This window comes from Brevundimonas sp. P2_A6 (genome assembly GCF_056404975.1).
Genome location: NZ_JBFUCZ010000002.1, coordinates 671,433 through 686,242, shown reverse-complemented (window position 1 = coordinate 686,242; position 14,810 = coordinate 671,433). Strand labels below are relative to the sequence as shown.

13 protein-coding genes and 1 tRNA gene are annotated in these 14,810 nt (G+C 68.4%); 8 read left to right on the top strand and 6 right to left on the bottom strand.

Annotated features, from left to right (window positions below):
- Nucleotides 1-7: 7 nt before the first annotated feature.
- Nucleotides 8-883 (bottom strand): hypothetical protein, encoded by an 876-nt coding sequence (locus tag AC1DW4_RS08920; protein ID WP_477016884.1) that lies wholly within the window; start codon nt 881-883, stop codon nt 8-10.
- A 90-nt stretch (nt 884-973) separates the two neighbouring features.
- Between AC1DW4_RS08920 and AC1DW4_RS08915 the strand changes: the two genes are divergently transcribed.
- Nucleotides 974-2,272 (top strand): SLC13 family permease, encoded by a 1,299-nt coding sequence (locus AC1DW4_RS08915; RefSeq protein WP_477016883.1) that lies wholly within the window; start codon nt 974-976, stop codon nt 2,270-2,272.
- Between the two features lie 18 nt (nt 2,273-2,290).
- Here AC1DW4_RS08915 and AC1DW4_RS08910 read toward each other — a convergent pair whose 3' ends face one another.
- The 3 genes from AC1DW4_RS08910 to AC1DW4_RS08900 all read right to left on the bottom strand — a co-directional run bounded on the left by AC1DW4_RS08910 (nt 2,291) and on the right by AC1DW4_RS08900 (nt 4,233).
- The gene (locus AC1DW4_RS08910; protein ID WP_477016882.1) at nt 2,291-3,598 is read right to left on the bottom strand and encodes a PQQ-dependent sugar dehydrogenase; all 1,308 of its coding nucleotides are present in this window, start codon (nt 3,596-3,598) and stop codon (nt 2,291-2,293) included.
- The gene (locus AC1DW4_RS08905; protein WP_477016881.1) at nt 3,595-4,122 is read right to left on the bottom strand and encodes a DUF2231 domain-containing protein; all 528 of its coding nucleotides are present in this window, start codon (nt 4,120-4,122) and stop codon (nt 3,595-3,597) included. Before AC1DW4_RS08905 ends, AC1DW4_RS08910 begins: the two co-directional genes overlap by 4 nt.
- 34 nt (nt 4,123-4,156) lie before the next feature.
- Nucleotides 4,157-4,233: transfer RNA gene (locus AC1DW4_RS08900), tRNA-Arg, on the bottom strand.
- A 169-nt stretch (nt 4,234-4,402) separates the two neighbouring features.
- Between AC1DW4_RS08900 and AC1DW4_RS08895 the strand changes: the two genes are divergently transcribed.
- Nucleotides 4,403-6,148, top strand: a complete 1,746-nt coding sequence (locus AC1DW4_RS08895) for a gamma-glutamyltransferase family protein (RefSeq protein WP_477016880.1) — start codon at nt 4,403-4,405, stop codon at nt 6,146-6,148.
- Nucleotide 6,149: 1 nt separating this feature from the next.
- On the opposite strand, the gene AC1DW4_RS08890 is transcribed toward AC1DW4_RS08895, so the two are convergent.
- Nucleotides 6,150-7,625 carry a sensor histidine kinase gene (locus AC1DW4_RS08890; protein WP_477016879.1) on the bottom strand — a complete coding sequence of 492 codons (1,476 nt, stop codon included), beginning with the start codon at nt 7,623-7,625 and terminating at the stop codon, nt 6,150-6,152.
- Complete coding sequence (locus tag AC1DW4_RS08885; RefSeq protein WP_477016878.1) at nt 7,622-8,344, bottom strand: TVP38/TMEM64 family protein; 723 nt, start codon at nt 8,342-8,344, stop codon at nt 7,622-7,624. The genes AC1DW4_RS08890 and AC1DW4_RS08885 overlap by 4 nt, the downstream gene beginning before the upstream one ends.
- Before the next feature lie 135 nt (nt 8,345-8,479).
- Between AC1DW4_RS08885 and rpmH the strand changes: the two genes are divergently transcribed.
- From rpmH to AC1DW4_RS08855, 6 genes are all read left to right on the top strand, one after another.
- Nucleotides 8,480-8,614 carry a 50S ribosomal protein L34 gene (gene rpmH, locus AC1DW4_RS08880; RefSeq protein WP_013268133.1) on the top strand — a complete coding sequence of 45 codons (135 nt, stop codon included), beginning with the start codon at nt 8,480-8,482 and terminating at the stop codon, nt 8,612-8,614.
- 199 nt (nt 8,615-8,813) lie between these two features.
- On the top strand, nt 8,814-9,245 hold the full coding sequence (rnpA, locus tag AC1DW4_RS08875; RefSeq protein WP_477016933.1) for a ribonuclease P protein component: 432 nt from the start codon (nt 8,814-8,816) through the stop codon (nt 9,243-9,245).
- Nucleotides 9,246-9,250: 5 nt separating this feature from the next.
- A complete protein-coding gene (yidC, locus tag AC1DW4_RS08870) occupies nt 9,251-11,095 on the top strand; it encodes a membrane protein insertase YidC (protein WP_477016877.1) in 1,845 nt (614 codons plus the stop codon).
- Nucleotides 11,092-11,733: a ribosome biogenesis GTP-binding protein YihA/YsxC gene (gene yihA / locus AC1DW4_RS08865; RefSeq protein WP_477016876.1), complete on the top strand. Its 642-nt coding sequence runs from the start codon at nt 11,092-11,094 to the stop codon at nt 11,731-11,733. The genes yidC and yihA overlap by 4 nt, the downstream gene beginning before the upstream one ends.
- 218 nt (nt 11,734-11,951) lie before the next feature.
- Complete coding sequence (gene cobT, locus AC1DW4_RS08860; protein WP_477016875.1) at nt 11,952-13,835, top strand: cobaltochelatase subunit CobT; 1,884 nt, start codon at nt 11,952-11,954, stop codon at nt 13,833-13,835.
- Nucleotides 13,832-14,776 carry an esterase-like activity of phytase family protein gene (locus AC1DW4_RS08855; RefSeq protein WP_477016874.1) on the top strand — a complete coding sequence of 315 codons (945 nt, stop codon included), beginning with the start codon at nt 13,832-13,834 and terminating at the stop codon, nt 14,774-14,776. Before cobT ends, AC1DW4_RS08855 begins: the two co-directional genes overlap by 4 nt.
- Nucleotides 14,777-14,810 lie beyond the last annotated feature (34 nt).

Genomic DNA, 14,810 nt, shown 5'->3' with positions numbered 1-14,810 from the left:
CTGTCGATCAGCCGGGCCGCCATTCGCTGAGCGTGGTCCCGGCGGCGTCCTCGAACGCGACCTTGTCCAGCTGGACGGCCGCGACGCAGACGGGCCGTTCATCAGGTCCCGATGCCCGGCAGCGGATGGCCCGTCCGCCCGGGAAGCCCACGACGCGGCCCTCCAGCAGCAGCCGATAGCCGCCGGTGGGCGCGGTCAACGGCTGGTCGCCCTGGGCCCGTACCGTGAAGGCATAGGCCCGGCCGTTGCGACGACCGATCCGCGACCCACCCGCCTCGAAGACAGCGGCGATGCCGACCGTCTGTGGCGAGGCCGGCGCCGGCCGGGTCAAAAGAGGATCGGCGCGCACATCAGGACAGGTCTCTGCCGCGAGCCAGGGGCGCGGAACCCAGAACCCCTCGACCGCCTCCCATGCCGGCGCGGCGTTCGGGGCAGGCGCGGGCTGGAAAGCCAGGGCCGAGCCGGTCCAGTCGCCTGGCGTCAGGCTGAGCTGGATCGTCTTGCGATCGGCCCCCCACGTCCAGCGGGCGACACCATCGCTGCCTGTGCCCTCGATCGCCTCGGAGGGGCCCGTGCAGCCGAAGGGAATGCGAACGGCAAATCCACGGCCGACCAGGGGATCGGTCTCGGTCGGGACCTGCCCTGCGGCATAGGCCGAGGCCGCCCGCCCCGCCGCGCTGACCAGTTCGCCGCGCGTCAGGGCCGACAACGGGGCCGGGGCGAGCACCGGCGTGGGCGTCGGCGTCTCGGCCGGCGCTTCCGTCGCCATGGGCGGCGGCGGACTGACGTTCCGGTCGCACTGGACCAGCATCGGACTGACGAGAGAGAGAAGCGTCGCGGTGAGAACCGGCCGGCGGGATGGGAAGCGATCAAGGCGTGACATGCCGCTTACAGTAGCACGAACCTGTCTGGTTTGGCGTCTTAGCCACGGACGAGGCTTGACCCAAGCCCGCTCCGGGGGTCTGCAAGGGGTATGGAATTCAATCAGATCGCGGCGCTGACCGTTCTGGTCGTCGTGGTCGGCGTCCTGATCCACGGCAAGATCCGCTCGGATGTAGCGGCGCTGTCGGCCGCCGCCGCTCTGCTGCTGATGGGGGTGATCCGGCCCGTCGAGGTCCAGGGCGCCTTCGCCAGTCCGGCGGTCATCGCCCTGGCCTGCCTGTTCGTCATCGCCTACGCCATCGAGCTGTCGGGCCTGCTCGGGCTGCTGATCCGTCAAGCGACGGCGCTGTGCGCCCGGCTCGGCGCGGCCGGGCTCTGGCTGGTGATCGTCCTGTGCGGCGGGGCGTCGGCCTTCCTCAACAACACCCCGATCGTGGTGCTGGCCGCGCCGGTGGTGAAGGACGTCGCCAACTCGCTGAACCTGTCGCCCAAGCGCTTCCTGATCCCGCTCAGCTACATCACCATCATGGGCGGAGCCTGCACCCTGATCGGGACATCGACCAACCTGCTGGTCAACGACATGGCCCGGAATGCCGGCCAGCCCGTGTTCGGCATGTTCGAGATCACCCCGGTCGCCCTCATCATCGCGGCCGTGGGGGGGCTCTATCTGTTCCTGATCGGCGGGCGACTGCTGGCGGGACGGGCCGACGAGGAGGCCGACGTCCACGGCCCACATGAGCAGACCGGCGACGGCCTGATGGGGGACGCCGAACTGTTCGCGGTCGATCGGCCGTTCGATCTCCGTCGTGCCTCGATTTCCCTGGTGGTCTTCATCGGCGTCATCGCCGCCGCCGCGCTCGGCATCGCGCCGATCGCAGCCTCCGCCTTCGCCGGAGCGGTGATCCTGATCCTGCTGCGGGTGATCAGCCCGGAGGAGGCCTATTCAGGCCTGCGGCCGGAAGTCCTGCTGCTCATCGCCGGAATGGTCGTCGTCGGGCTTTCGATCGAGGTGACCGGGCTTGCGGCGTCCGGCACGGCGTTGCTGATCGATTTCATTCGACCGTTCGGGCCTTTGGTGGCCCTGGCCATCCTGTATGGCGTGACCCTGTTCGCCACAGAGTTCTTGTCCAACGCCGCCGTCGCCGTGCTGATCACGCCGGTCGCGGTCGCCCTCGCCGACAGTCTGGGCGTCGATCCCCGGCCGTTTTTGATCGCGGTGATGATGGCGGCCAGCGCCGCCTTCGCGACCCCGTTCGGCTATCAGACCAATGTGCTGGTCTTCCAGATCGGCAAATATAAATACATGGACTTCGTTCGTGTCGGCGTGCCGCTGAACCTCGTCACCTGGGTCGCGGGCGTCGTCGCCATCCCGATCTTCTTCCCGTTCTGAACTTCGGCCAAGGCCGCCTCAGCGCGCGGGCCCAGTGGCGCGCGGCGCGATCCGCCATATGGTGTTCGACAGATCGTCCGCGACCAGCAGGACGCGCTTCACGGAATCGAACTCCACGCCCACAGGTCGGCCGCGCGTGCCGTTCGCCGTCATGAAGCCGGTCACGAAATCGACGGGCGGTCCCGCCGGCATGCCATTGGCGAAGGGGACCCACACGACCTTGTAGCCGGCAGGATCCTCACGGTTCCAGCTGCCGTGCTCCCCGACAAAGGCCCCCTGAGACCAGGTCCCGCCGAACCCGCCGCTGGTGGCGAACGACAGGCCGAGGGCGGCCACATGCGATCCGAGCGCATAGTCCGGGGCGATGGCGCGCGCCACCATCTCGGGGTTCCGGGGCCGGACGCGGGGATCGACGTTCTGGCCGTAGTAGCTGTAGGGCCAGCCGTAGAAGGCTCCCTCGCGCACCGACGTCAGATAATCGGGGACCAGTTGCGACCCAAGCTCGTCACGCTCGTTGGCGACCGCCCACAGGGCGCTGGTCTGGGGTTCGATCGCGAGGTCGGTCGGATTGCGAATCCCCGTCGCCACCGTCCGGTGCGCGCCCGTGACGGGGTCGATCGCCCAGACCGTCGCCCGGTTCTCTTCGACGTCCAGCCCCCGCTCGCCGATATTGCTGTTCGATCCGATCCCGACATACAGCGTCAGCCCGTCGGCGCTGGCGGTCAGGGACTTGGTCCAGTGGTGGTTGATCCGAGACGGAAGTTTCGTGATCTCCTGCGGCGCGGTCGTGATCCGGGTCTGGCCGGGCTGGTAGTCGAACCGCAGCAGCGCCCCCTGTTCGGCGACATAGATGGCCCCGTTCACGAAGGCCAGGCCATAGGGCGCGTCCAGATTGTCGATGAAGACGGTGCGGACTTCGGGGCGGCCGTCGTTGTTCGCATCGCGCAGCAGGGTGATGCGGTTGCCGCTCTCGACCTGGGTCGTGCCATGCGCCTTGATTGGGCCGGCGATGATGTCCTTGGGCCTCAAAACCGGATCATGACCACCCCGCCCCTCGGCGATCAGGATGTCGCCGTTCGGCAGCACCAGCATCTGGCGCGGGATGCGCAGGTCGGTCGCCATGGCGGTGATCGTGAACCCGGCGGGCACGGTCGGAACCTGACCGTTCCAGCCGATCGGATCGGCGATCTTCATGGAGGGCACCAGGGTCTCGCGCGTGTCCGGCAGGTCGGGATTGGCCCCTGTCTGCCTGAGACCCGGATCGCTCTGTCCGCACGAGGCCAACACCAGGGCGATCGCCGTGGCGGCGATAAGGGAGCGGATCATCGAACGATCTCCCGTGCATTGACGCCGGAGAAGGCGATGACACCCGCGACGAGGGCGAGAAGGCTGGAAAGGATCGAGAGCGTCAGGCCGAAGGCGCCGACCGAACTCCACGCGTCCTGACTGTGCTTGAACGCGTTGATCAGGCCGAGCACCCACATCGCCGCCAAAACGCCGAAATAGATCGCCCGCACGTTCCTGTCCGGACCGCGCAGGCCCAGCACGAGCGAGACGAGCGCCCAAGCCGCAGAAAAGCCGCCGAAGACCAGGGCGCCCGTGATCAGCCAGGACGAGAAGTTCGTCCACTGAACCTCGGCCGTCTTCAGATAGGCGATGTCGGTGACGACACCGCTCGTGAACAGGGCGATCGGAAAACTGAGCAGCAAGCCTTCGACCGCTCGCAAGCCCCGCCTCACACTGAAATCAAACTGCGCCATCGGTGTCTCCAGCCCCCACGGCCCTATAGTCCCTCGCTCACGGCAAGGTTCCGAAGCGGCCGAGAGGATCCCGACCGCATTGGCGAGCACCGCGAACAGGCATGCCGAACTGTGTTGGAGAAAATGGCGCGCCCGGAACGATTCGAACGTCCGACCCTCAGATTCGTAGTCTGATGCTCTATCCAGCTGAGCTACGGGCGCGCACAGGCCTTTCGGCGAGGGCGGGTATCTAGCGGGTCGATCCCGGGTGCGCAACCCGGATTTCGGGCAAAGTGAGTGACCAGGCGTCGCCGAGGTCTTGGCGGGTGAGGCGGTGGGGCCTAGGTCGGTGGGCACGCCTGCGTGTCTGCCCGTTTTGCCAAGGTCCAAGATGTCGATATCGCCGCTCCGCCCGCTGTTCGCCGCCGTGCTGATCGTGAGCCTGGCGGCGTGCCAGACGCTGTCTGCAACGTCCAGTTCGGGTTTCGGCACAGGCACTGGTACAGCGGCGCAGGTCGCGCCCGCGCGCGGACCGTTCGTGGCAGCCGCCAATCCACTGGCGGTCGCGGCGGGGCTGGCGATCCTGCGGCGCGGAGGATCGGCGGTCGATGCGGCAGTGGCGATCCAGGCGGTGCTGGGGCTGGTCGAGCCGCAGTCGTCGGGACTGGGGGGCGGGTCGTTCATGATGGTGTTCGACGCCGCGACGGGCGAGGTCACCGCCTATGACGGGCGCGAGACGGCCCCGGCGGGCGCGACGCCCGAGCTGTTCTACGAGAACGGGCGGCCCCTGCCCTTCATGGACGCGGTGCTGAGCGGGCGGTCGACCGGGGTGCCGGGCGCGGTCGCCATGCTGGGCCAGGCGCAGAAGGATCACGGCACCCTGCCCTGGTCCGCGCTGTTCGGCGACGCCGAGCGGCTGGCCCGCGAGGGGTTCACGGTCAGCCCGCGTCTGGCCGGCTATATCGCCGCTACGGGGGGGCAGGCCCGCACCGAATGGGCCAACGCCTATTTCACCAAGCCGGACGGGACGCGCTACGTCGCGGGCGACACGCTGCGGAACCCAACCTATGCCGACACGATCGCGACCCTGGCGCGCGAGGGTGCCGGGGCGCTGTATTCCGGCCCGCTGGCCCAGGCGATCACGGATACGGTGCACGCGGGAACCCGGCCGGGATCGCTGACCACCCGCGATCTGGCCGCCTATCGACCCATCGCGCGCGAGGCCCTGTGCCGGCCGTTCCGGGTCTATGTCGTGTGCATCCCGCCGCCGCCGTCCAGTGGGGTGTCCCTGCTTCAACTGCTGGCCATGGCCGAGACGCCGGTGGCCGCTGCCGCCCTGGCCCAGGGCGAGACGAGTTCCGAGGCCTGGACCATGTTCGCCCAGCTGCAGCGGCTGATGTACGCCGACCGCGACCGCTATGTCGGGGACCCGGCCTTCGTCGGGGTGCCGGTGGCTGGTTTGCTGGACCCGGACTATGTGGCCCGACGCGCGGCGCTGGCCCCCGGGCTGACAGGCGCGGCGAGCGCGGGGACACCGCCGGGCGGGATTTTCCGCGCTCCGGACGCCACACGCGAACCGGCCGGCACATCCCACCTGGTCGTCGTCGATGCAGCGGGCAATGCGGTGTCGATGACGACGACGGTGGAGAGCGTGTTCGGCTCGGGTCGGATGGCCAACGGCTATTTCCTGAACAACCAGCTGACGGACTTTTCTTTCACCCCGACGACGCCGGAGGGGTTGCCGGTGGCCAATGCGGTGGCTGCGGGCAAGCGGCCGCGTTCGTCGATGTCGCCGGTCATCATCCTGGATCGGCAGGGGCGCCTGGTCGGGGCCATGGGATCGCCGGGCGGGTCGTCGATCCTGGCCTATGTGGCCAAGGGGCTGATCGGGACGCTGGTCTGGGGTCTGCCGGTGCAGGCGGCGTTCGACCTGCCCAATCTGGTGGCCAAGGGTCCGGGGTTCGGAGCCGACACGTCGCGGTTCGGACCGACGCTGGAGGCGGGCCTCGAAGCCAACGGCATCATCCTGGCCCCCAATACGTCCGAGAACTCAGGCCTGCACGGCGGCATCTGGCGAGGCGACCACTGGGACGGCGGAGCAGACGACCGGCGAGAAGGCGTGGCGCGGACTGAGTAGCCTACCCCGGCAGGCGCAGCTCGAACGTCGTCCCGTTGGGACCGGTCTCGACCAGGCGGAGCTCGCCTCCGTGGGCGGCGGCCAGTTCGCGCGAGATGGTCAGGCCCAGGCCGGTGCCGTCAGCGCCCGCCCCGCTGACGAAGGGTTCGAACAGGCGTTCGGACAAGCGAAGGGCAATGCCCGGGCCGTCGTCGATGACCCGGATGACGCAACCTTGATCGAAGGCTTCCGCCTCGATCAGGATCGAGCCGCGGGCCGCGCCCTTGCGGCGGGCGGCCCGGGTGGCGTCGCCCTCGATGGCCTGACGGGCGTTGCGCATCAGATTGACCAGAATGCGGTGCAGCTGATCGCCGTCGGCATGGACGACGAAGCGAGGGGGAATGGCCTTGACCAGTTTGACGCCGGTGGGTTCCAGCCCGGCATCCTCGGCGGCCGCCGTGACGGCCGGAGCGAGGGTTATGCGGTCGAGCACAGGGGCAGGTTCCTCGGACTTGCCATAGTCCAGCACGTTGCGCGTCAGGGCGGCGGCCCGGCCGAGGGCGCGTTCGAGGCGCGGCAAAGCCTTGGCCACCTGTGGGTCGGCCGAGTCGGCCAGGCGGTCGGAGGCGATCTGGGCCGAGGTCAGCATGTTGCGCAGGTCGTGGTTGATCTTGGCCACCGCCTCCCCCAGCGCCACGAGGCGCGAGCGGGAGCGCAGCGACAGGCGGACTTCTTCCTGCATCCGTGCCAGTTCGCGCTCGACGCGACCGATCTCGTCGTGGCGGTTCGAGGGAGGATCGGCTGTGGCATTCGGGTCGGCGGCGAATCCCTCGATCGAGCGGGTCACGCGGCGCAGAGGACGCAGCACGAGGAAGGCCAGACCGGCATACAGCAGCCCGCCGGCCACCGCCGAGATCAGCAGCGACACCAGAAGACTGTTGAGCAAGAAGGATTGCAGTTCCTGCTTCAGCGGCTCGGCGGGCGCGACCACGTCGATGAAATCGCCGGACCGGTAGCGGGGGGCGGCTCGCACGCGGATCGAGCGGTCGGCCGGGGCGAGCAGGGTGTGGATCGGGTCGAACAGACGCGCCCCGAGGTTGCGACGCCTCAGGTCGATGAAATCGGGCGCGCGGGGCAGGTTGGGCGCGCGCAGCAACTGGCGCATCACGCCCTGGTCGCTTATGGCCACGGCCGAAACCCCGCCGATGCGCAGCAGCTGATCCGCCGTCTGCTCGTCCACGGCGCTGTAGGGCAGGGCCTCCACCCCGACCGAGGCCAGTTCCGCCGCCTGAAGCCTGTCCAGCAGCCAGCGCTCGTGGAAGGAGGCGGCGTTGGGGCCCAGGATCAGCGCCTCCACCACCAGGGTGAACAGAACGGTCAGCAGGAACAGGCGCGAGGACAGGCCATCCGGGGCCTGGGGACGCAACCTCTCGCGCCAGTCTGCGGGAAGGCGCAGGCGGTCCAGCAGGCCGGGCGTGTGGACCTCTGGCGACCTCACGGCGTGGCGGCTCCGGGCAGGCGGCTCTGGACCGCCTTCAGGGCCAGCGGCAGGACGACGGCGAGCACGAACACCCCCGCCATCGGCATCCAGAACTGACCGAACAGGGCCTGGAAGTCGGGATTGGGGTTGGTGGCCAGCAGCTGGTTCAGCCGCGAGCCGATCCAGCAGTAGATGATGTGGGCGGGCAGCAGGCCGATGACCGTAGCGATGGTGTAGGGAACCAGACGCACAGACATGATTCCGGCGGCGACATTGATCATGTGGAACGGCACCACCACGGCCAGACGCGACGCCAGCACATACCAGAAAGTGTCGCGATCGATCGCCTCGCAGACCTTCTTCAGCATGCCCTGATCGCGCTCGGCCTTCCGGCGCAGATCGGTTCCAAGCGCGGAGCGGGCGACGGCATAGACGATCAGGGCCCCGATCGTGGCGGCGATGGCGGTGGACACCCCGCCGACCCAGGGACCGAACAGATAGCCCGCCGTGATGGTCACGAAGAAGACGCCAGGCACCACGCTGGCGGTCAGGATAGCGAACACCGCCATCAGGGCCAGCAGGGCCAGCACATAGTGCGCCGCCGCATAGGCCCGCAGCTCGGCCCCGTGGTCCCGCAGGGTGTCCAGCGACAGATATCGGTTCCAGCCCATGGCGAAGATCAGGGCGATGACGCAGGCCAGGACCACCAGGGGCAGGTATTTCTTGATGCGATCCATGATGCCTCAACGCTCCAGCGACGTCCGGGACCCCTTCCCGGCGTTGACAGCCGAAGCCCGCCCCCTTATACGCCCGCCCTTCCTGCGAAGGACGCCTTTGTCCTTGCGCATCACTCATAGCCCCTGGAGCCGACCGTGAAGCGGACCTATCAGCCGTCGCGACTCGTGCGCAAGCGCCGTCACGGCTTCCGTTCGCGGATGGCCACCAAGAACGGACAGAAGATCGTCGCCCGCCGCCGCGCCAAGGGCCGCAAGAAGCTGACGGCTTAACAACGCATGGCCCCTCTCCCATCGGGAGAGGGCTTGAGCGCCCGAGAGCCGCAGGCGATCGGACGGGCGCGAAAGGGTGAGGAGTTACGGTGCGAACCGGCTCCCACCCTAACCCCTCACCCTTTCGGCTTGGCGCATCGCTGCGCTCTGCGAGCCTCAAGCCCTCTCCCGATGGGAGAGGGATAAGGGATCGAGGATCATCACAAACACCCACAAAATCCAGCGCCTGACCAAGCGGCCCCAGTTCCTGGCGGCCGCCAAGGGCGTTTCGCTGGCGCGAGGGGCGGTGGTGGTCCAGCGGCTGGAGCGGAACGACGGCGATCCGGCCATCGGCCTGGGCTTCACCGCCACTCGAAAGGTCGGAGGCGCGGTGGATCGTAACCGCTGCAAGCGCCGCCTGAGAGAGGCCGCGCGGGCGCTCATTCTCCTGCATGGCCTGCCCGGCAGCGACTATGTGCTGATCGCGCGCCAGGGCACGGCGGACCGGCCATGGGACCGTTTGCTTGACGATGTGAAAACGGCGCTTACAAGGCTGGCCACGACCCCCGGCCCCGGCCGGTCCGGCAAGGCCGACGACGGCCGCACGACCCCCGATCAGACTGCAACCGGCACGCCCCCTCAGGACCCCTGACCCGCATGAAGAACGAAAATACGCGCAACATGGTGATCTTCGCCGTGTGCACGGCGGTCATCCTGATCCTGTACCAGATCTTCGTCATGGGCCCGCAGGCGCAGGCGCGGAAGGCTGCGCAGGAAGCCGAAGCCGCCCAGACGCTGGAGCAGACGGCCGCCGCCGCGGGCACGCCCACGGCCGGCATCCCCGCCTCCACCGGCGCGACCGGACCGGTCACCTTCGTTACCGACCGCACCAAGGCCCTGGGCAATGTCGCGCGCATTCCCGTCAACACCCCGACGCTGCAGGGGTCGCTGTCGCTGCAGGGCGGGCGGATCGACGACCTGTTCCTGAAGAACTATCGCCAGACCATCGACCCGGCCTCGCCTTACGAGGAACTGTTCCGGCCGCAGGGCATGGAGCACGCCTATTTCGCCCAGTTCGGCTGGACCGGACCCAACGTGCCCGGCGGCGTTCCGGGGGCCAACACGGTCTGGCGGCTGACATCGGGATCAACGCTGACACCGACCACGCCCGTCACCCTGACCTGGGACAACGGCCAGGGCCTGCGCTTCACCCGCGTGCTTTCGATCGACGCGCGATACATGTTCACGGTGACCGACACGGTCGCCAACCTGGGCACGGCCCCCATCACCATCGCCCCCTATGGTCGCGTCGAGCGTCAGGGCGTGCCGCCGGCGCTCGGCAAGACCCAGATCCTGCACGAAGGCGGCATCGGCACCTTCTCCAAGGGCGACGGTTTCGCCACCACTCAGCTGAAGTACAAGGACTGGGCCAAGAAGCCGCGCGAGGCGTTCGCCTCCACCGGCGGCTGGCTGGGCATCACCGACAAATACTGGATGGCGGCGCTGATCCCGCCGCAGGACGAGGCCATCCAGGCCGAGTTCCGCGTCACCGACGCCGCCACCTACGACATCCACGAGGCCCGGATGCTGGGTGCCGCGCGCACCATCCAGCCGGGCCGTCAGGTGACCGAGGTCCAGCACCTGTTCGCCGGGGCCAAGCGCAACGAGATCCTGTCGGGATACGAGAAGCAGTACGACCTGCCGCGCTTCATCTATGCGATCGACTGGGGCTTCCTGTTCTTCCTGACGCGGCCGATCTTCCTGCTGGTCGAGTTCTTCTATGGCGTCGTGGGCAACTTCGGCGTGGCGATCCTGCTGCTGACGCTGACGATCAAGCTGATCATGTTCCCGCTGGCCAACAAGTCCTACGAGAGCCTGTCCAAGATGCGGAAGCTCCAGCCGCTGATGGAGAAGATCAAGGCGGACCACAAGGACGACCCGCAGGCCCAGCAGAAGGCCACGATGGAGCTGTACCAGAAGGAGAAGATCAATCCGCTGGCGGGCTGTCTGCCTATCGTGGTCCAGATCCCGGTCTTCTATGCGCTGTACAAGGTGCTCTACGTCACCATCGAGATGCGGCACGCGCCCTTCTTCGGCTGGATCCGCGATCTGTCGGCGCCGGACCCCACCAACATCTGGACCCTGTTCGGCCTGATCCCGTGGGACCCGGCGACCGCCCCGCTGGTCGGCAACCTGCTGTCGCATCACGCAGGGGGCGGCTTCACCCTGGCGCTGAGCGTGCTGGCCATCCTGTACGGCTTCACCATGTGGCTGCAGCAGGCCATGAACCCGCCCGCGCCCGACCCGATCCAGCGCCAGATCTTCATGTTCATGCCGCTGATGTTCACCTTCATCATGGCGAACTTCCCGGCCGGGCTGCTGGTCTACTGGGCGTGGAACAACATCCTGTCGATCGGCCAGCAGTATTTCATCATGCACCGCTTCAAGGCCGACAACCCGATCGACGGCTTCATCGCCAAGCTCAGGAAGTCGCCGGCTTGACCGACTATTCCGACGAGGAGATCGAGGCCGCGCGGGTGCTGTTCGCGCGGCCCGCGACCTTCGTCATGGGGGCCGCCAAGATCGAGCAGTTGCCCGAGCCGGATCTGCCCGAGATCGCCTTCGCCGGTCGGTCCAACGTCGGCAAGTCCAGCCTCATCAACGGCCTGGTCGGCATGCACAAGCTGGCCCGCGCCTCGAACGAGCCGGGCCGCACGCGCGAGGTCAACTTCTTCGACCTGGACGGCAAGCTGCGTCTGGTCGATCTGCCGGGCTATGGCTGGGCCAAGGCGTCGAAATCGACCGTGCGCCAGTTCCAGAACCTGGGCCGCGACTACCTGAGGGGACGCGTCACGCTGAAGCGGGTCTATCTGCTGATCGATGCGCGCCACGGGCTGAAGTCGGTCGACACCGAGGCGCTGGATGCGCTGGACCTGGCCGCCGTCAGCTATCAGATCGTCCTGACCAAGGCCGACAAGATCAAGGCGCATGAGCGCGATACGGTCCAGGCCGCGACCCTGAAGGCCATCTCCAAACGCCCGGCGGCATTTCCGGCGGTGGCCGTGACCTCGGCCGAAAAGGGACTGGGCCTGCCCGAGCTCCGTGCCGAAATCATGCGGACCACGGGGGTGGTTCTCTGATCCCTCTCCCATAGGGAGAGGGCTTGAGGTTCGGAGAGCGCAGCGATTCGCAAACCGAAAGGGTGAGGGGTTTCGCCCTGACCGGCTGGCACCATAACCCCTCACCCTTTCGCGCAAGTCCGATCGCCTGACGGCTCTCGGGCGCTCAAGCCCTCTCCCGATGGGAGAGGGAGAATGTCGCGCTAGCCTCCCCGCCGCCAAGCCACTAGTTACGATCCATGCCCCCCGCCGACAGTCCCGCAGAGACCTTCAAGCGTGCCCTGGCCCATGCGGCACGGGCCCTGGCGGAGCAATCCGAGCTGGAGGTGGTGTTCGGATCGGACGGGCCGCGCCTGACCGGCGGGGTGCTGACCCTGCCCCACCCGCCGCGCAATCCATCGGACGGCGACACGGCCAATGTGCGGGGTCAGGCCGACCGGCTGGCGCTGAGGCTGGCCAATCACGACCCGGCGGTTCACGCCACGATGCGCCCGCTGGACAGCAAGGCCGCCGAGGTGTTCGAGGCGGTCGAACAGGCGCGGATCGAGGCGCATGGCTCGGCGTCTCTGGCGGGCGTCCGCTCGAACATGAACGCCGCCCTGCTGACGCGGCTGGAGAAGATGGGGGCGCTGCGGGTGATCGAACCCGCGCGCGTGCCCGTCGCCGAGGCCGTCGCCCTGTTGCTGCGCGAACGGGTGACCGGCCAGCGCAGCCCGGATGGCGCCGGAGCGATGCTGGATCTGGTCCGGACCGATATCGAGGCCAAGGCGGGCGCGGCGCTGGACCGGCTGGCCCTGACAGCGGGCGATCAGGCGGCGTTTGGTCAGGCGCTGAAGGACGTGTTGCGCGACCTCGATCTGGATCCCGGCGACGGGCGCGGCGACGAGGCCAATGACGAGCCGGGCGAGGACGAACCCCCGCCCCAGCAGCCTGAAGACTCCCAGGATCAGGACGACGAGGAGGACGAGAGCGGCGGCGAGGGCGGTCAGTCGATGGACGGATCGTCCGAGGACCCCACCTCCGAACAGGACCGCGATGCCCGCCCGGACGGCAGCCCCGCCGAACGCGACGGCGACGCCGCCGACGACGGCCCCGACGTGGCCGAAGGGGCCCTGCCCAACCGTCAGGACAATGCCGACGACGGCCGGGCGATCGACGCCTACCGCGTCTTCACCACCGCCTATGACGAGGTGATCGACGCCGCCGATCTGTGCGATCCGATGGAGCTGGAGCGGCTGCGGTCCTTGCTCGACCAACAGCTGACCATCCTGTCCAGCGTCGTCGCCCGGCTGGCCAACAAGCTGCAGCGGCGGCTGATGGCGCAACAGAACCGGTCCTGGGCGTTCGATCTGGAAGAGGGCGTGCTGGACACCGCGCGGCTGACCCGGATCATCACCGATCCGACCAGCCCGCTGACGTTCAAGGCCGAGAGCGAAAGCCCGTTCCGCGACACCGTCGTGACCCTGTTGCTGGACAACTCAGGCTCCATGCGCGGGCGGCCGATCATGGTGGCGGCCGTCTGCGCCGACATCCTGGCGCGCACCCTCGAACGCTGCGGCGTCAAGGTCGAGATCCTGGGCTTCACCACCCGCGCCTGGAAGGGCGGACAGGCGCGCGAGGCCTGGATCACGGCGGGCAAGCCGCCCATGCCCGGCCGGCTGAACGACCTGCGCCACATCATCTACAAGGCCGCCGACGCGCCGTGGCGCCGGGCCAAGAAGAACCTCGGTTTGATGATGCGCGAGGGGCTGCTGAAGGAGAACATCGACGGCGAGGCCCTGACCTGGGCGCACGACCGGCTGAAGGCCCGACCCGAGGCGCGCCAGATCCTGATGGTCATCTCCGACGGCTCGCCGGTCGACGATTCGACCCAGTCGGCCAATGCGGCGCTCTATCTGGACAAGCATCTGCGCCAGGTGATCGAGCGGATCGAAACCCAGAGCCCGGTCGAACTGATCGCCATCGGCATCGGCCACGATGTGACGCGCTGGTACCGCCGCGCGGTCACCATCGTCGACGTCGAACAGCTGGGGGGCGTCATGATCGAGAAGCTGGCCGAACTGTTCGAGGCCGCGCCCAAACAGGCCACCAAGCGCGGGCAGCGGATGAAGCGGGCCGCATGATGCGGATCTCGTTCCAGCTACTGCTGGCCGTGTCCCTGATGGCGGCGGCGGCCTGCGCGGCCGTCGCGACCTCCATGCCCGGCCCGCATGACGGGCAGGACACGCCTGTCCGCATGGAAGCCCGACATGTGCCCCTGGGCATCGGCGGCGCGACTCTGACACCCGGCGTCACCTATGCAGGCGGTCTGATCCTGCGCGGGTCGAGACTGCACGGCCTGTCGGACCTGAAGGTCGAGGGTGCGCGCGCCTGGGTGGTCAGCGACTTCGGCGAGCTGGTGCGGTTCACCCTTCGTCTGGATGGCGGCGGTCGCCTCACGTCCGCCGACAGCGCGACCGTGCGTCCGCTGACGGGGCCGGACGGGTCCGCTCTGGCCCCGAAATCCAGGGCGGATTCCGAAGGGCTGGCGATCCTGTCCGACGGCCGGATCCTGATCAGTTTCGAGGGCGACCATCGCATCTGGTCCTATGGCCCGGGGGCGACCGCCGCGCCGTCACCGGTGGCGCGGCCGGAAGCGGACTTTCCCGACAACGAAGGCATGGAGGGGCTGGCGGCCGCACCCGACGGCGGCTGGCTGGTGCTGGGCGAAGGCGGCGGGGCCTGGGTGTGTCACGCGACCTGCGCGGCCCTGGGGTCGGTGCCGATCCTGCCCGCCGACGGTTTCAAGTTCACGGGGGCGGACGTCGATCCGGCGGGCGGCTGGTTCGTGGTCGAGCGCTACTACATGCCCCCCTTCGACATGCGGGTGCGGGTGCGCAGACTGTCGCCGGACGGGGTGCTGTCCGAGCCGATCCTGCAACTCCGCCCGCCTGCCTCGACCGACAATTTCGAGGGGATCGCGGCGGTGGCCAAAGCGACCGGGACGCGGCTGTATCTGCTGAGCGACGACAATGCGAACCCGCTGCAGAAGACGCTGCTGCTGGCGTTTGATGTGGCGGGGTGAGAGCCTTTCCCCCGCCCTTTGCGGGGGAAAGCGG